This is a genomic window from Brevibacillus sp. AF8 (assembly GCF_021270385.1).
Lineage (GTDB): Bacteria > Bacillota > Bacilli > Brevibacillales > Brevibacillaceae > Brevibacillus.
Window position 1 is genome coordinate 53691 of record NZ_JAGQDN010000025.1, and the last position, 16244, is coordinate 69934.

Sequence of the window (16244 nt, forward strand, 5' to 3'; positions counted from 1 at the left end):
TGGGAGAATAAGTGGATCTAGCAGCAAAAAACAGGATTCATATATACGGGATATAGTTCTATCCTGCATATAAAAATCCTGCTTTTATCTGAAAATAATGAATTATTATTTTTCCCCCAAAATCACGATCTCTACCCGACGATTTTTCGCACGGTTCTCCGCGTTGGAGTTGTCCACAAGCGGTTTGTATTCACCCAAGCCAGCCACGGTAAACCGAGACGCCGGTAAGGAGTTTGCATCCACCATTTCACGCATGACAGAGATCGCACGCGCCGAAGACAGCTCCCAGTTGGATTGGAAGGAACTGGTCGAGATCGGCACATCATCTGTATAGCCCTCGATTCGCACCTTGTGCTCAAAGCGCTTCAACACCCCCGCTACCGTCCCGACGACTTGCTTCCCTTGGGCCTGTAGGTCTGCCGAACCACTCGTAAACAAAATCGTTTCCGGCAAACGGATACGCAAGCCTTCTTCGGTCTCCTCGTAGTCGAGATTCAGCTCAGCCAAAGCGGAGGATAGCTGGTTGCGTACCGTCTCCATATCGCGCTCACTCGAGTCAGACATGCCCATTGGCGGCTTCGGCACGTTTACGGTGTCTTCGGAGCCTTCTTTTACTTTTTCGCCCTTGAGCTCCTTCTGGCGAGCCTCCAATTGGTAGACCTCTCGCTGCAGCTCCAGCTTTTGCAGGTTGAGCAGGTCGAGACTCTCATGCACCTGCTTCAAGCTCGCTTTTTCCTTTTGGACATCTTCCTTTTGTGACTGAATGCTCTTCGTCTGCATCGCCGCAATAATAATCACGATCACGAACAACAGCGTAATCAAGTCACTGTAGCTAAGCAGCCAGCTTTTTTCTAGCTCTTTTTCGTCGTATAACCGTTCGTCATGCATAGCGGTCCTGCCTTTCAATCGTGCCCTTCATGCTGCCTGCTTCTTTAATCAGCACCAGCTTTTGGTCACCTGGCAAGAATGAGTTCAGCTTTTCAAACAACAAGCGTGGTGTCTCCATGCGCTGGAGACCAACACAACCTTCGATAAAAAGACGCTTTTCAAACATTTCCCGGTCGTACAAGTCCATCAGGCGGTAGTAGCAAGGCAGCGCGAACAAGTTCGCCAAGAGCGCGCCATACAGCGTCGCTACGACCGCTGCGCTCAGACTGTGTCCGGTCAAGGCCATGTCTTCGAGCGACTTCAGTACGCCCGTCATCCCCAAGAGCGTACCGACCAACCCCATCCCTGGTGCCAGCAAACTAATGAGGCGGAAGAACCCTGCTGACTGTTGGTAACGATACTGCTCGCCCTTGAGTTCGTTCTCCAGGATCAGACGCAGCTCTTCTTCCGGAACACCCTCGACCGCCAGCAAGCATCCGCGTTGGACAAATGAATCGGGTTCCTGGTGCAGTTCCTTTTCGAGCGCGATATAGCCCTGTTCCTTCTGGACGAGCGCGTAGTAGTAAAAGCGCTTGATCGTTTCTTCAACGTTGCTTTGCCGGCCGTGGATGAGCAGGCGCCAGATTTTTTTCAAGTCGAGATGCTTGCGTTTGACTGCGTAAGACATGACTACGGAGAGCGCGACTAGCTCGATGGCGGTTACATTGAGGAGGTCCGATAAGGTTCCGTTTAGGTAGACCGCGTGTATGAAGATGAGGAGGACGGCTCCGATTAAGACGAGTGAGCGGCGTTTTGTGGACACAAGTGTTTCACCTTCCTAGTTTTTCAACAAGTTGTTCTTAAAGTATAGCAGATGGTGGTAAAAAGATGAGAGAATAGAGTCATGGTTATAGTGAAGCTTGGTATAGAAAATGTCGATAATGATAAAGAAAGTAATTCTAGTAAAGAGGTGATCATCTGTGAATGCCGTACAATTAAAGCAAGCTGTTACTATTAGCTTGACGAAGCAAGTGCAGGAGACTGCGCAAGCACAAGCTTCCATCATGTTGGAGGGTTTTGCTAAGACGCAGCAAAATGTTCAAGCGGCTCAGGCAAGTCATCCATCTCTTGGAAAAACGATCGATATTCGTGCATAAGTGGTGAAAAGAAAACGGCCGGTTCCCCGGCCGTTTTTACTTTTTGCGGTCGAAAAAGGCACCATAGCCGTTTGGACCTGCTTCGTTGTACGTATTCATTGCGAGCTTGCTGCGTTGGAGGGTGTTAAGTTGTTGCTGGACGCCTTGCTTCCGCCCTTCGATCAAAGGAATTACGCGTTGGTTGATCTCGTGAATCTCTACCATTTGCACACGTTGGGCGGGTGTCAACTCCACCTCTTCTACACGTTCTTTCAAAGTGCCGATCAATACTTCTCGCTCGTCGAGTATCGCAAGCCATTCCTCAGCGTCTGAATCTTTCAGCGTCACAGTCTGCTCTAGGCGTTGGGTAGCCTGAAGCAACTCCCCCAAGAGAGCATTTATTGTCATTTCCATGTGTATTTCCTTACCCTTGCCTTTTTGCTAATTGCATAGCTTCTTTCCATGTATCACGGAATTGGATGAACAAATCTTCCACTTCATTCAGTATATCGAGATCCTTCCGAATGTTTGCCTCGATTGTACGCTGGAGCATATATTCATAGAGCATACCGAATTCTTTCGAGATTTCGTATTCACTTTTTAAGGTAGACATTAGTTCGTACAAGATGTTCTGTACTTTGAGTGATGCCTCATGAGCTTTCGCTACATTTTTTTCCTCGATTGCGCTTTTGGCTTGTTTGATAAACTTTAGCGCACCGTTATAGAGCATCAGTGTTAAATCGGCAGGAGTTGCGGTTGTTGCTTGATTTGATTGGTACGCCTGAGCAGCATTCTGTAACATCTGCATCACTCCTTCTTAACGCTGGCCTAGCATTTGTGCAAACCATGAGCCTTGTGATTGTGACTTGGACATAGCTTTTTCCATTGAAGAGAATTGTTTCCAATAACGGTTCTCGATCATTTTAAGGCGATCTTCCCAACGATCTATGTCTTTGTTGGTTTGCTCGATTTTTTTAGAAAGATAGCTATCGTCGTAAATAGATCCAGATGACCCAGCTTCGATTTTTATTTTATCCATGACCTCACTCAATTGACCGTACAAGCGCTCAGCAACGCCACTCTCATTATATTTTTTTCCAAGGTCATTTTTTTCATTGCTGAAACTTGTAAACAGTTTCATTACATCTTCGCCATTGTTCCGAATTGCCTCGCGAAGTTTGGTTTCATTGATGAACAACTTTCCGTTTTCTTGATATGCGTTTTTCCCGCTTGGTGGACCGCCAATACCGATTTCGGATAATGTATCAAAAGCTTTATTTACACCATCGATTTGCAAAGGAGTACTTGTAGCTCTGCGAAGTTCACTTAAGGCACTTGATAGAATGGGATCCCGCAGAAGTATACCACTTTTTGCCATGAGATCCATTTTCTCAGCCGTTTTTTCAGGTAATGCTTCTTTTTCCTCATCCAACAACGGCTGGTAACCCTTGTACTTTGGTTCTGAAATCTTTTTATTAACCGTTTCAAGGACAGCATTGTACTTGTCGACGAAATCTTTCACCATGTTGTAAATCGTATCTTCGTCAGACTTCGTATTAATCGTTATTGGCGCATTTTTGTTGGCTTGCTTCAATGAAATTTCCATGCCATCGAAAGTAATTGTATTTTTATCAGATGTGTAGGATACTCCATTAATTTTAAAGGAAGCAGGTGTGCCATCTGTTTTCGTCGCGGTTGCATCCTTCAATCCTAAACTATTCCCAGCTGGAGCCTGTACAGTAAAATTACTACCATCATCTGAAGACAATACGAATTGATTATTGAAATAGGTAGCTTTCACACCTGAGTTAGAGTTGTTAATTTTACCGATAATCGTTTCAATCGTATCTTTATCCTCAATTTTAACAACTGTACTTGCCGCACTTGAATCCTTTTTGAGTGTTAAGTCAAATGTTGACCCGATAGCTGTCTTCGTATCAGGTAAAGTTGAAGTAAACGCAGCAGTAGCAGGTTTTCCAACTACTGCCGGGTTTTCTATCTCTATCGTATAACTGGACAATGATGTCTGCCCCACAACTTTTACTGAAGCGATAGAGTCATTTTCGGATGTAGCTACTTTTTTGTTAAAGCTACTAGACAAACGCAGATTTTTCACCGAGTTTTGAAAATCTGCAAAGACCGTATTCATCTCTCGGTAAGCATCACGTTTCCACTCAGTACTGTACTTAGTACGTTGCAAACGATTAACAGGCTCTCTTTGAGCCTTCATCAAATCTTTAATAATTTTCTCCGTATCCATTCCTGAAGCCATACCTGACAAACGGATTCCCATCTTACTTACCTCCTATCTTTTCTCGTCCACTAGTATTCCGATCATTTCATGCATCTTCGCAACCATGTCCATTACTTTTTTTGAAGGAATTTCACGAATGACCTCATTTGTTTGATCGTTGATGACCTGCACATAGTATTCATTGAGATCTTCATGAAGGGTAAACTTCACATGCGAGCTAGTTGATTGAAGCCATTTATTTATGCCAGCTATTTCTTGTTCTAGATTCTTATTATTCTGCTGATGTTCTTTTACCGGTACCGATTGCTCCTGAGGCTGACTATTCGTTTGAGGAAAATTATTATGCGCTTTCGATTTCCCGAATCCTTGTACTGATCCAACGTCCATACTCAATCCTCCTTAGGATTTTTTTCCTAAGATAGTTATCGGTTTTTTCGGGAAAAAGCTTTACCTTCTCTATTTATATTATTTTACGTTTGCAACGATTCTACGAGAGCCATCGTATTTACTGCGTCATGGATGGACATTTCACCTTCATAACCTGCATTACCGGAGAAGTGTATTACCTGATTCAAGAAATGCATCATTTGTTCAGCAAATCCTGGCTTTGTATCCCGATCCACTTGATTGGGGGTTAAACGATAAGGCTCTTTATTTCGAAAAGAAACTAGTGCCTCTTCCATATTGGTAAACTGAATTTTTCCATCCTGCAAATACAATTCGTAATTCCAGTTCCCCATTGAATGCCAATACGCTTGGAATGTAATCGGTATGTTCCTCTTTGCGACGATCAATGCTGCATATCGATGATTAAAAGGCTCCTCAGACGATTGATTAGAAAAAGCATGAATGGCATCAAGATCCCCGCAGTAATAGCGTATTAAATCTATGCAATGAATACTATTAGCTGTGAACAGCTTCTCTAATTTCTCTGAAGGATAACCGTTTTCTCGCAATAGTCTATAGCGTTCAAAAACATCCATTCTCATTCCCAGCAGACCGCCTGATTCTTCTATCAGTCGTTTCGCTTGATCGACTACACTATAGAAGCGGCGGTTAAATCCTACCATTACACTTGCCTGATGCATTCTCGCTAACTGCGACAATTGTCGGGTTTGCTCCATAGTTAGACCCGGCGGTTTTTCAATTAGCAGGGGAATCCGCGTAGGAATTAGATTCATAGTTACTTCATAAATGCTAGGAAAAGGAACAGCAACGATAATACCGTCCAGTTTCTCCGCAGAAATCATATCGTGAATACTAGTGTAAGTTTTTGGGATGCCTAGCACATTTCTTGCTCTTTCATTACTGGCTTCTGTGCGATTAACAGCTGCAATTACTTTTATTTCCGTTTCTCTGTGTTGATTTAACCAATGGATGGCTTGTATATAATGGGGGGCTATTGACCCCGTACCTATTATTCCTAGCGATATCATCTGTCTCCCCCCTCACTACGTAAACGAAAACAGTTTGTTACAATATTCTTCATCGGTTATAGGTAAATTGATTACTTTGTTACCTAAGTGGTGAGAGTAATGAATCCCAATGACTGTTTCTAACGCATCGACAGCAAATTGAGGATTGGCTGGTATGTGGTCCTGTAACATGTTCATTAATAGATTTTGGCAAAACTCAATAATGTTTAACTCCAGTTTACACGTTTGCGTTTCATGTAAAGGTGTCCCATAACGAGTGACAGGAAGTTCCCGATCCTGCTCATTCCGCGCTTCTATAAAATAAGATCGTTGGAGCTCGTTAACAGTAATCCGCCCATATTTCCCGTTAATAACTAGCACAGGAGGAATGCCAAGATCTTCGGTTAATTCAAAGAACATACGAGTTCCAGCACTGAAGTGTATAATGGCATATCCACCAGGGTCTTTAAAATTTGCTCCTCTTGGATTCGGTACACCTTCATCATTTAAAAATCCGCATACTTGTTCAACCTTATCGTCCAATAGGAAACTGGCAAGATCAATAAAGTGAGTACCATTACACCCCATTTGACCACCTCCCATAGAAAACATCATGCTTTCTACAGGACCGATAACGCCAGATTTCAATTTTTCCCGTAAAAGTAAGTAGTCAGCCGCCCATCTCCGACCATGATTGACAGCTAGCTTCACTCCTTTTTCACGTGCAATCGACACCATTTCTTGCGCCTGGTGAATTGAAGTGGCAATAGGTTTCTCACAGATAACCCTGTTAACTCCAAATTTTATTGCATCTAAAAACAAAGAGTAATGACTTGGTCCATTTGTAGCGATAATCAAGACATCTAGCTGCTCACTCTTCAACATGTCCTCATGATTGGTGTAGACACTAAATTCCTGTTTCGGATACTTTGCCTTTGCTTGTTCGATCACATCTGTTCTTAGATCTGTAACAGCGATTTTAACTGGTTCAGGCAACATTTGAATTGCTTCTACGTACCTATGTCCCATCGGTCCTAAGCCAATAATCCCTATGGTACTCATACTCATGAGTTCATTTGCTCCTTTATCATGTCCACAAGTTGAGGTAAGGCTGGATGCTGTATTTGATTCATCCGAACAAATTTTATATACTCAACTGTCTTTCCCCAGTCTTGCATTTGGTAAGATAAGTAAATCAAATTGTATAAATTATCACCAAAGTACGGAAAAATTTCATACGATTTTATAAAATGCTTGTAGCTAAGCTCCGCATCAGTCTCAAACATCTTGCAACCTGTAACATTTTCTTGAAATGCCTTTATTATCTCTACAAGACGTCTACTGATTAATTCATTGCCTTTCTTGTTCAAGTGATGATCATCTGGCAAGAGATAGACATGAGGATTGTGACTGTTAATGTACGACTCCATCTCCATAAAAAATACTTGGTGATGATTTTCTCCACTCTTCAATACTTGATTGTACAAGTTTATCTGCTGCAGGATTCCTGGATAGCGCTTTTCCATCTTAATAGAAGTAGGGCAAATTCCCACGACAATAAGTTTGGTTTCTGGCCGTTTCTGCAAAAGGGTAAGAATAGCACGATAATGCTGTTCAAATTCGACAATATTGACCAGTTGTTTACCACCAAGCTCATCTCTTATCCAGCAATCAACAATGCCTACCTGCATAACGATAACATCTGGCTGAAAGTAAAAAAGATGATCGCCAAATTGGGCAGCTATATCCTTAATGGTTGTAAGCCGTTGCGCACGATTGGTAACAGTAAACCGAACTGTCGGGTATGCGTTCAGTAGTTCGTTCTGTAACAAACAACCGTAAGTTTCATCAAAATGAACGGCCAATTCTTTATCCACTTCAGGATCGAAACTTTTTATTCGATGTGGCCTTGGTAAGGCAAGCGAGTCCCCAAGTATGATTATTTTCATGTTAATCCCCAACTTTGTGATGTAATTAGTAGTGATCGATTACCAGACTGACAAACCGCCATCAACTACTATTTGTTGGCCGGTAACATAACTAGATGAATTTGAAGCTAGATACACCAATGCTCCTACCAGCTCTTCTGGCTGCGCCATTCTTGCTAAAGGTACACGATTCGAATATTTTTGTTTAAACTCCTCATTTTGGCCACTTTCTACACCACCAGGTATGAGTGTATTGACTCGAATCCCTTGTGGTGCCCAATACGTCGCCAAGTACTTCGTCAGCCCAAGAACAGATGATTTTGATGCGGAGTAGACTGCTGGGGTATTAATTTGCCTGTCCAAATAAAACGAGCCATCGTATATTCTATTATCCGGTGCAACAATTCCGTAAATAGAGGCTGTTTGTATAATGGAGCCTCCCTTACCCTGAAGGACCATTTGCTTGCCAACGGCTTGTGCAACTAAAAACATGCCATCTATATTGACAGACATAATTTCCCGCCATTGTTCCATTGAATATTCTTCAAATGGCGCAAAAAAAGCATCTAGATCCTTTGATTTACTAGCAGCATTATTATGCAGAATATGTATCTCCCCAAATGCATTTACGACTTCCTCTACCATCTTATTAACCGACTGCTGAGAAGAAACATCACAAGAGACACCTAAGCACTTTACTCTATACGAGGCCTCGAGTTCTTGAGCAAATGCCCTCGCACCTTCTAAATCAAGGTCAACTACTGCGACATTAGCTCCGAATTCGGCTAATCCTCTGCAGAAGTGCCTTCCCAAGATACCTAGTCCGCCTGTAACAATTGCTGTTTTTCCCTGTAAATCGAACAATTTTTTATAAGAATAAGGTTTCATATAGATCCCTCTTTTGGTTTAGTAAAAAGTCAACAAACATAAAATCAACTTCAGAGTCGATATCAATAGACCGCTCCTCTGGCATTTCAAAAAGCATGGTATCTTCATAAAAAACCGAATTTGCCCCGTAGAACGCATCGCGACTCCAAACATATATCGAAGCATTCATGTCATAGCATTTTGGTGAATCTTGTCTTCTTACAATAGCTTGGTCTAGCTTTTTTGATAGTTGAACAAATCCATTTGTGTTTAACTCCACTAAATTAAAGTAGGGTGATCTTCTAGCTGGTGCAGCCGTTATCACATTGGAGCACTGCTTCCTCTCCAACAATTCAACTGCTCCTTGAATATCCTCAACTATTCGCAACGGGGATGTTGCATCCAAATCAACAAGGGTACCAAACGTGACCTTTAATTGTTTTTCAACTTCACTAACGCAATGTTGAATAGCAGGAAGTTTTGCTGACTCATCCGTTGCCATTTGATCGGGTCTCTCAATAAGAATGTCTGCCCCATATTCCCGCGCTACTTCCAGTATTTCCCTAGAATCACTACTAACTGCTACGCAATCGAACAAGCCCGATTGTTTCGCCTGTTTTATACTAAATGCAATAAGAGGACGATCCATCAAGGGACGAATATTTTTATTCTTCACCCCTTTTGAGCCTCCTCTTGCGCAAATCGTGCACAGCCTTTTCATTTCGAGACCCAACTCCTTTTCTCATTTGCCTCTTCAATTGCGTTTATCATATTCATTACATCCATTGCTTCTTCTGAATGACAGACATCCCATACATTGTCTGACAAAACCGCTTCATGTTGCATTTTATATGTATAATCTCTAGAAACCTCAAATGGCTCTGTCCGTTCATTCACGGTTAATGTATTTCCTATCATATCCACTTTTATCGTATCCTGATCTGTATTCACGATAATAAATCGCTTAGGACTCTTCTCGATATAATTAATATTTATGCTTGCAATAGGACACTTCTTCGTCTTTAGCATAATGGAGTAAATATCATCACTATCTATTTCTAAAGAGCTGAATTTCCCGCCGACTGCGGTTAAGCTTTCCCATCCATCTAATAACCAATTTACATAATCCAACTCGTGACTCAAGTCTCTGAGAACCCCTCCACCCTCACTTTTCTTAGCTGAATACGTCTTTCGGTAGTCTGCGTGAGGGCGCCATTGGGGAAGATACTGACCTGTATAAACATGAAGAGATAGTATTTTTTGACCCTGCATGAGCATTTTCAGCTTCTGAATTGCAGGATGGAAACGGAGATTATAGCCAACAAAAATGTCAAAGCTATGAGGCGGCATACTTGCTTCCAAATGAAAAAGCGGCTTCTCTACAAGAACCTTCCCTCTATAGCCTTGATTTTCTAATTCCAAAAGCGTCTGATAATGCTCAGATGTTTTATTTGCAACAATAACATACTGAGGGTTCTCTTTTTGCAAGGCTTCGGAAAGAGCGTGGTAGGAGCAATCCCAATCAACCTCTCGACTGCTAACCACACAAACTTTGCACCCTAACTCTCTCAATACACGTGCATGTCTCATTCCGATTGATCCAAAGCCAATGACGAGCGCCCTCAACTGAATACCTCCATATACTCTTTGTTCGCTTTTTCAAAATCAGCAATGCGCCCAATATCCAACCAATACTCTCTAATCGGGAATGCGATTGTTTGCTGTTCTTGCTTCATCAATTGCTCAAACAAACTTGGCATATCCAAGTTTTCATTATGTGGAATGTGTTCTAAAACTTGCGGATCCATGACATAAATGCCTGCGTTGACAAAATATCGCTGAATCGGCTTTTCCTCTATAGCTGTCAGTCGATGCTTATCTAACCGGACAACACCATATGGAACTTGATATTCGTACTCTCGAACGCACATTGTTGCTTTTGCTTGATACGTCTTGTGAAAATCTAAAAGTTGTTCAAAATTTACCTTTGTTAGTAAGTCACCGTTCATGACAAAAAAAGGTTCCACTGGCTTGTCTGGCAATAAACTTAACGCTCCCGCCGTACCCAATGACTCCTTTTCTTGCAAATAGCAAATAGTAACACCCCATCGCTCACCGGTGCCAAAATAGTCCTGAATCATCTCTGCCTTGTATTTCACTGAGATATAAAACTTATGGAATCCTTGATCAATGAAACTCTGCAAAATCGTTTCCAATAATGGCTTGTTCCCAACTGCCAATAAAGGTTTGGGGCAATCATGCGTTAATGGATGAAGGCGAGTTCCCAATCCACCGGCCATTAGAACCACCCAATTGTCCTTTTTTTTCGGACGCAAAAGGTCATTTAACATCTCTACATGCACAATTCGCCCGTCTTCATCAACAATCGGAATTTGATGAAGATGCTTGATTTTCATGAGGGCAAGGATATTCTCTTTTGAGTCATACGGAGAAGCTACCGTAGGATATGGATTCATAATCGTGGAGGTAGGATCTTGAAGCCCTCTTCCCTTTAGCAAGCCTCTCCGGATGTCACCATCTGTTACAGTGCCGAGCAATCTATCATTTTCATCTGCAACTAAAGCAATTTGTCTGGCATTCTTATCGATAATTTCCAATGTATGAATGATAGGCGTTTGCGGTGATACCAAAAGGTCTCTCCAATTCACCACTCCCCACCCCTTTCTTGTTGCTTATCCAATCACGTGTGCAGGCACACCTGCTACTTTTCTATTTTTCGGAACATCCTTGATAACAACAGCTCCGGCCCCAACAATACTTCCTGTCCCAATCTGAATACCTTGAATAACTACAGCACCAGCGCCAACGAATGCACCTTCTTCAATATGTACACCACCGGAAAGAGTTGCCCCTGGTGCTATGTGTACATGGTCATTAATCCTGCAATCATGATCAATAGAGGCTCGTGTATTTACAATAACATTACCGCTTATATGTACATCTGCTTGCACGACAGCGCCAGCCATTATTTGAGCGCCTTCACCAATTACTACTCGAGGGGATATGATCGCAGTTGGATGAATAACACTTGCGAAACTGTATCCCCGCTCTTTATAAAAACAGAATAATTTCTTTCGGATTGAATTATTGCCGACTGCACCGATCCCATTTACTAGTACCAAATCTTTGGGAGAAAATTTTTCGATCTCTACATCATGACCTAGATACGGAATTCCCCATATGCTAGCTTGGGACTGGAGGTCCGTGAATCCCAAGATATTATGACCCTGTAAAATTAACGTATCCAATAATACTTTGGCATGTCCACCGCCACCAAGTACAATTACAGGCTTCATTCCTGAATCAACTCATCTTGTTCGTAATCTTTACTTGCGACTTTCCCAATCAAGTCCCAGATTCGAATCGGAGGAATACCTGTTCCTGGTCGTTTTGCAGTTAGATTGTCGATTGTCAATATTTCACCTTTTTGAATACTACATGCTGCAACCAAGCTCTTGCGGGCGATAAATTTGTTTTTTTGTTCCGAAGGTGTAGGCATTTTATACGCTTTACCCAGCGATAGCTCCACTTGCCGAATTGAATCAATCATTTGCTTGAGTTCTGCCCCCTCTAGGGAGGCCTGATGATCAGGCCCTGGCAAAGTTCTATCCAGCGTAAAATGCTTCTCGATGACCTGCGCACCTCTAGCCACAGCCGCAATCGGAACAGCTATTCCAGCGGTATGATCGGAGAATCCTACTGGAAGTTGAAAGGCCGCAGCCAAGGTATCCATAGACCTCAAGTTCACATCGACATATGGTGCTGGATACTCAGTTGTACAATGAAGTAACGTTACTTTTTCACGAAGAACTTGTTGCCCCTCCTCACTTGCATACGCCTCTTGAAACTCTCTGATAGATGGCGCCTGCGAGAAACGTAAGTAGCCAAAAGCCAAAACTCCTAGAGCCTCTTCTATTTCTCCTAGATTAGACATTCCAGTGGAGAGGATAATAGGTAGCCCCGTTAGAGCTGCTTTTAATAAAAGCGGCGCATTTGTTATTTCTCCCGAAGGTAGCTTAAGTAAATCTACACCGATTTCCTCAGCCAACAGGTCTACACTTTCAAGATCGAACGGGGTGGACAAAAATTTAATGTTACATTGTTTACAAGTTTCTACGAGTTCATGATGCATTTCCAACGACAATTCCAATTTCTGCACCATTTCTAATTGCGATTCTTCAACACCGGTCGTTCTCTTCTGATAATCGGCTTTTTCTGCATATTTACTTATAATACTTTTGGCCCTAAACGTCTGGAATTTCACCGCATCAGCACCTGCTTCTGCAGCACAATAGACGAGCTCTTTGGCCATCTCCAAAGATCCGTTGTGATTTACACCAGCTTCGGCAATAATAAATGTCTTCGTCATAATAGTACCTCCTAGAGATGTTTGCACATCTCTACTAATCCTCGATGTCAAAAAAAGTTTTATGCAGCAAATTGTCCAGGCTTACTTCCTTCAGTACATTTTTCACTTTCGCCGAAACGTATTCCTTACCGTAAGGAGACTCCATACTTCGTAGCTTTTCCTGGAACTCGTTTGAGAGAGCCTGTCTAATCGCTGAAATAATGGAATCTTTTTGTTCTACACAATCAATAACGGATTCCGCTCGAATCCTCCCTTTTTGGCGATCCCCGATATTAACGGTGCCCTTCTGAAAAAAAGGCACTTCGATAATGCCACTTGATGAATTTCCAATTACGGCATCTACATGTTGCAGTGCGCTTAAATAACGTAATTGCCCAAGAGAAGTAAATGAAACACATCTGGAAGAATTAATCTCCACGTATCTATCGATCATTTCACAAATGATGCGTCCCCCCATATCCGCATTTGGCTTTGTGAATATACAGGTTGCATCAGAGAAATGATCAAGTGCTTGTAAAAGCTCGAGCATTGCAGATTCAGAATGGTTCTTCTTCAATGTAACGGGATGATAAGTAATAAGAAAACTTGGCTTGCTTAAAGCAAAATCGATAGACTTTTCAAAGGCTTCCTTATTTAGAAGCGGTAATTTTCGTATATTATCAAGCCCAATTGCGCCCACGTTGAACACTCGATCTGGATTCTCACCTAGTTGAATGACTCTTTTTCTGTATTCATCTGCTGCTACAAAGTGTAGTTGCGACATTTTGGTCACGGCGTGTCTTATCGATTCGTCAATGACTCCTTCGGTTGTTTCCCCTCCATGCAAATGAGCGATGGGTATTCTTGCAATCATTGCAGCTTGAGCCGCAGCCAAAATCTCAAAACGATCCCCAAGCAATACGACCAGATCAGGTCTCAGACGTTCATACGCCTGTGAAAACCCAATTGTCCCTATGCCAACCGAAGTTGCAATTCCGACCGAGGTATCGCTGGATAAAAGCATTTCAATTTTTTCGTCAATAGCAAAACCATCCTGCTCTATCGAGCGATAAGTCAACCCAAATTCAGGAGATAAATGCATGCCAGTTACAATAATCTGTAATTGCAAATCTGTATCTTCTTGTATTTCTTTCATAAGGTGATACAGAAGGCCATATTCGGCACGTGTACCTGTAACTACACAAAGTTTACGTTGTGACATAACTAGCCCCCAGGTTAGAGCTGCTTGGAATATTTATGATTCTTTCTTCTAGCTGTTTTGCTACCACGATATCCATCTTCGGAGCATTCTTATACATTGGCAATTCGTGAAGCAGTTTCCAGGCGGGACGAGTCATCAAACCTTGTTCGTTTGTCATTTCCAGCAATTGATCACGATTTTTCTCCAACTCAGGCGATAGCAAAAGCACATGTAACCAGTAATTACTCGTCGCTAATTTGGGCTCATGAAAGAATGTGATTTCAGGAATAGACGCAAATACCTGGGCATATTTTTGTGCCAGTGCCCTTTTCCGCTCAATAAACATTGGCAACTGTTCTAATTGCGCGCATCCTAATGCTGCATTGATGTTTGGAAGACGATAATTGTAACCGATTTGGTCATGTTCAAAGGCCCATTTATGCGGCATTTTCGCAGTTGTTGTAATATGCTTTGCGTATTTGCCTAAGGCCTCATCGTTCGTTAATATTGCTCCTCCGCCACCAGTCGTAATTACTTTATTTCCATTAAAACTGAGAGCCGACACACGTCCCAAATTTCCCGTATGAACCCCTTTGTAATAGGAACCTAGTGATTCAGCTGCGTCCTCTACAAGTTCAAGATGAAACCTCTCGCATACATCTATCAATTCATCTAATTCAACAGGATGCCCAAATGTATGCATAGGAACGACAGCTTTTATTCTTTTGCCAGTTATTTTATTAAAGCACTCCTTGCCCCTTACCTCTGCAATTTCAAGCAAATAATCATTTAATTTCTTGGGATCTACACCAAGAGTAGTAAAACTGCTATCGATAAAATGTGGGGTCGCTCCACAATAGGCAATTGCATTAGCCGTAGCAATAAACGTGAGAGCCGGCATTAATACTTCATCTTCCGGCTCTACTCCAACTAATTTCAGACATATATGCAAAGCGGCCGTGCCATTCATTACGGCCACAGCTCGCTTCACCCCCGTATATTCTTGTAGCTTTTCTTCAAACTGATCTACGTATTTTCCTACTGATGATACCCATCCAGTATCTATACACTCTTTCACATACTTCCACTCATTCCCTTGAAAGCATGGCTCATGCAAAGGAATAAACTTGTCCGCAAAATGGGTGACTTCTTTCAGTTTGGCGACTATTTGTTCTAGCGAGGTTAGCTGACTCATAGGTTATAAATCCCTGCCTTGTATTGGGATAGATGAACGGGATTAGTGAACCACTCGATTGTTTCACTTAGTCCCCGTTTGAAACCTTCTACTCCCCCATATTCGGGGTGCCATCCAGTTAAATTCTTCGCCTTCGAATTATCCGCCCATAAGCGCTCTACTTCGCTCTTCTCTGGACGAATACGCTGGTTGTCTGTCTCAATGTGTATTTTTTCACCCATTAACTCTGCTATAAACTCTACTGTCTGGCCGATTGAGACCTCGTAATTACTTCCTATATTTATTACTTCTCCAATGGATCTGTCAGATTGAGCGACCGACAGAAATCCTCTAACTGTATCTTTCACATAATTAAAGTCTCTTGTAGGTGAAAGCGAACCAAGTTGAATGGTTTTCTGTCCATTGGCAATTTGTGTGATAACTGTAGGAATCACCGCACGTGCTGACTGCCTAGGACCATACGTATTAAAAGGACGGATTATGGATACTGGCAAATCAAATGAGCTAAAGAAAGACATCGCCATCTGGTCGGCACCAATTTTACTCGCAGAATAAGGAGATTGTCCTTGAAGTGGATGTTCTTCAGTAATCGGGACAAAACGAGCAGTTCCATAAACTTCACTGGTTGAAGTGTGTACCACTTTTTCCACGTTTAATTCTCGAGCAGCTTGCAGTATGTTCAATGTACCTTTTATGTTCGTGTCCACATACGTTTCTGGAGAATGATAAGAATATGGAATCGCAATTAAGGCAGCCAAATGAAGAACAACATCGCATCCCTTCATCGCTTGTTTAACTCCATAGGGATCACGAATGTCCCCGGCAAATACCTCAATTCCTTTCAAGGTTTCTTTCGGTAAATGATCGAGCCATCCCCATGAATTAAATGAATTGTAATAAACGAAAGCTTTTACATCATGACCTTGACGTACTAGTTCTTCTGTTAAATGTGAGCCGATGAAACCATCTGCTCCTGTTACTAGTATTTTTTTGTTTTTCAAATCCATTAGAT

The 16244-nt window shown here is 42.2% G+C and carries 19 protein-coding genes; 1 reads left to right on the forward strand and 18 read right to left on the reverse strand.

Annotation, left to right across the window (positions count from 1 at the left end; genetic code table 11):
* Positions 1–105 precede the first annotated feature (105 nt).
* A complete protein-coding gene (locus KB186_RS24630; RefSeq protein WP_232774566.1) occupies positions 106–888 on the reverse strand; it encodes an OmpA family protein in 783 nt (260 codons plus the stop codon).
* Positions 881–1690, reverse strand: a complete 810-nt coding sequence (locus KB186_RS24635; protein WP_173612205.1) for a motility protein A — start codon at positions 1688–1690, stop codon at positions 881–883. Before KB186_RS24635 ends, KB186_RS24630 begins: the two co-directional genes overlap by 8 nt.
* Positions 1691–1847: 157 nt before the next feature.
* Here KB186_RS24635 and KB186_RS24640 point away from each other — a divergent pair, with 157 nt between their 5' ends.
* Positions 1848–2024 (forward strand): putative motility protein, encoded by a 177-nt coding sequence (locus KB186_RS24640; RefSeq protein WP_015893542.1) that lies wholly within the window; start codon positions 1848–1850, stop codon positions 2022–2024.
* 36 nt (positions 2025–2060) lie between these two features.
* Here the strand turns inward: KB186_RS24640 and KB186_RS24645 are convergent, their stop codons facing one another.
* The 16 genes from KB186_RS24645 to KB186_RS24720 form a co-directional block, all read right to left on the reverse strand.
* Positions 2061–2417: a flagellar protein FliT gene (locus KB186_RS24645; RefSeq protein WP_173612204.1), complete on the reverse strand. Its 357-nt coding sequence runs from the start codon at positions 2415–2417 to the stop codon at positions 2061–2063.
* Positions 2418–2427: 10 nt separating this feature from the next.
* A complete protein-coding gene (gene fliS / locus KB186_RS24650) occupies positions 2428–2805 on the reverse strand; it encodes a flagellar export chaperone FliS (protein WP_173612203.1) in 378 nt (125 codons plus the stop codon).
* Between the two features lie 15 nt (positions 2806–2820).
* Complete coding sequence (fliD, locus tag KB186_RS24655; protein ID WP_232774567.1) at positions 2821–4296, reverse strand: flagellar filament capping protein FliD; 1476 nt, start codon at positions 4294–4296, stop codon at positions 2821–2823.
* A 12-nt stretch (positions 4297–4308) separates the two neighbouring features.
* A complete protein-coding gene (flaG, locus tag KB186_RS24660) occupies positions 4309–4644 on the reverse strand; it encodes a flagellar protein FlaG (protein ID WP_173612201.1) in 336 nt (111 codons plus the stop codon).
* Between the two features lie 83 nt (positions 4645–4727).
* Complete coding sequence (locus tag KB186_RS24665; protein ID WP_173612200.1) at positions 4728–5693, reverse strand: Gfo/Idh/MocA family protein; 966 nt, start codon at positions 5691–5693, stop codon at positions 4728–4730.
* 15 nt (positions 5694–5708) lie between these two features.
* Positions 5709–6740 (reverse strand): Gfo/Idh/MocA family protein, encoded by a 1032-nt coding sequence (locus tag KB186_RS24670; RefSeq protein WP_173612199.1) that lies wholly within the window; start codon positions 6738–6740, stop codon positions 5709–5711.
* Positions 6737–7621 (reverse strand): SGNH/GDSL hydrolase family protein, encoded by an 885-nt coding sequence (locus KB186_RS24675; protein ID WP_173612198.1) that lies wholly within the window; start codon positions 7619–7621, stop codon positions 6737–6739. The genes KB186_RS24670 and KB186_RS24675 overlap by 4 nt, the downstream gene beginning before the upstream one ends.
* Positions 7622–7660: 39 nt before the next feature.
* On the reverse strand, positions 7661–8488 hold the full coding sequence (locus KB186_RS24680) for an SDR family oxidoreductase (RefSeq protein ID WP_232774568.1): 828 nt from the start codon (positions 8486–8488) through the stop codon (positions 7661–7663).
* On the reverse strand, positions 8469–9188 hold the full coding sequence (locus KB186_RS24685) for an acylneuraminate cytidylyltransferase family protein (RefSeq protein WP_173612196.1): 720 nt from the start codon (positions 9186–9188) through the stop codon (positions 8469–8471). The genes KB186_RS24680 and KB186_RS24685 overlap by 20 nt, the downstream gene beginning before the upstream one ends.
* Positions 9185–10093 (reverse strand): Gfo/Idh/MocA family protein, encoded by a 909-nt coding sequence (locus KB186_RS24690; RefSeq protein ID WP_173612195.1) that lies wholly within the window; start codon positions 10091–10093, stop codon positions 9185–9187. The genes KB186_RS24685 and KB186_RS24690 overlap by 4 nt, the downstream gene beginning before the upstream one ends.
* Positions 10090–11139, reverse strand: coding sequence for a nucleotidyltransferase family protein (locus KB186_RS24695; RefSeq protein WP_173612194.1), 1050 nt, complete (start codon positions 11137–11139; stop codon positions 10090–10092). The genes KB186_RS24690 and KB186_RS24695 overlap by 4 nt, the downstream gene beginning before the upstream one ends.
* A 21-nt stretch (positions 11140–11160) precedes the next feature.
* Entirely contained in the window at positions 11161–11784 is a 624-nt protein-coding gene (locus KB186_RS24700) for an acetyltransferase (RefSeq protein WP_173612193.1), read from the reverse strand.
* Positions 11781–12857: an N-acetylneuraminate synthase gene (gene neuB / locus KB186_RS24705; RefSeq protein WP_173612192.1), complete on the reverse strand. Its 1077-nt coding sequence runs from the start codon at positions 12855–12857 to the stop codon at positions 11781–11783. Before neuB ends, KB186_RS24700 begins: the two co-directional genes overlap by 4 nt.
* A 34-nt stretch (positions 12858–12891) precedes the next feature.
* Positions 12892–14058 carry a UDP-N-acetylglucosamine 2-epimerase gene (gene neuC, locus KB186_RS24710; RefSeq protein ID WP_173612191.1) on the reverse strand — a complete coding sequence of 389 codons (1167 nt, stop codon included), beginning with the start codon at positions 14056–14058 and terminating at the stop codon, positions 12892–12894.
* Positions 14045–15232: a LegC family aminotransferase gene (locus KB186_RS24715; protein ID WP_173612190.1), complete on the reverse strand. Its 1188-nt coding sequence runs from the start codon at positions 15230–15232 to the stop codon at positions 14045–14047. Before KB186_RS24715 ends, neuC begins: the two co-directional genes overlap by 14 nt.
* A complete protein-coding gene (locus KB186_RS24720; protein ID WP_173612189.1) occupies positions 15229–16239 on the reverse strand; it encodes an NAD-dependent 4,6-dehydratase LegB in 1011 nt (336 codons plus the stop codon). Before KB186_RS24720 ends, KB186_RS24715 begins: the two co-directional genes overlap by 4 nt.
* Positions 16240–16244 lie beyond the last annotated feature (5 nt).

Coding starts and splice junctions, on each gene's coding strand:
- KB186_RS24645 (WP_173612204.1), bottom strand. CDS start 2,417: ATGGAAATGACAATAAATGCTCTCTTGGGGGAGTTGCTTCAGGCTACC.
- KB186_RS24720 (WP_173612189.1), bottom strand. CDS start 16,239: ATGGATTTGAAAAACAAAAAAATACTAGTAACAGGAGCAGATGGTTTC.
- KB186_RS24700 (WP_173612193.1), bottom strand. CDS start 11,784: ATGAAGCCTGTAATTGTACTTGGTGGCGGTGGACATGCCAAAGTATTA.
- neuC (WP_173612191.1), bottom strand. CDS start 14,058: ATGTCACAACGTAAACTTTGTGTAGTTACAGGTACACGTGCCGAATAT.
- KB186_RS24685 (WP_173612196.1), bottom strand. CDS start 9,188: ATGAAAAGGCTGTGCACGATTTGCGCAAGAGGAGGCTCAAAAGGGGTG.
- KB186_RS24670 (WP_173612199.1), bottom strand. CDS start 6,740: ATGAGTATGAGTACCATAGGGATTATTGGCTTAGGACCGATGGGACAT.
- neuB (WP_173612192.1), bottom strand. CDS start 12,857: ATGACGAAGACATTTATTATTGCCGAAGCTGGTGTAAATCACAACGGA.
- KB186_RS24680 (WP_232774568.1), bottom strand. CDS start 8,488: ATGAAACCTTATTCTTATAAAAAATTGTTCGATTTACAGGGAAAAACA.
- KB186_RS24675 (WP_173612198.1), bottom strand. CDS start 7,621: ATGAAAATAATCATACTTGGGGACTCGCTTGCCTTACCAAGGCCACAT.
- KB186_RS24665 (WP_173612200.1), bottom strand. CDS start 5,693: ATGATATCGCTAGGAATAATAGGTACGGGGTCAATAGCCCCCCATTAT.
- fliS (WP_173612203.1), bottom strand. CDS start 2,805: ATGTTACAGAATGCTGCTCAGGCGTACCAATCAAATCAAGCAACAACC.
- flaG (WP_173612201.1), bottom strand. CDS start 4,644: ATGGACGTTGGATCAGTACAAGGATTCGGGAAATCGAAAGCGCATAAT.
- fliD (WP_232774567.1), bottom strand. CDS start 4,296: ATGGGAATCCGTTTGTCAGGTATGGCTTCAGGAATGGATACGGAGAAA.
- KB186_RS24630 (WP_232774566.1), bottom strand. CDS start 888: ATGCATGACGAACGGTTATACGACGAAAAAGAGCTAGAAAAAAGCTGG.
- KB186_RS24715 (WP_173612190.1), bottom strand. CDS start 15,232: ATGAGTCAGCTAACCTCGCTAGAACAAATAGTCGCCAAACTGAAAGAA.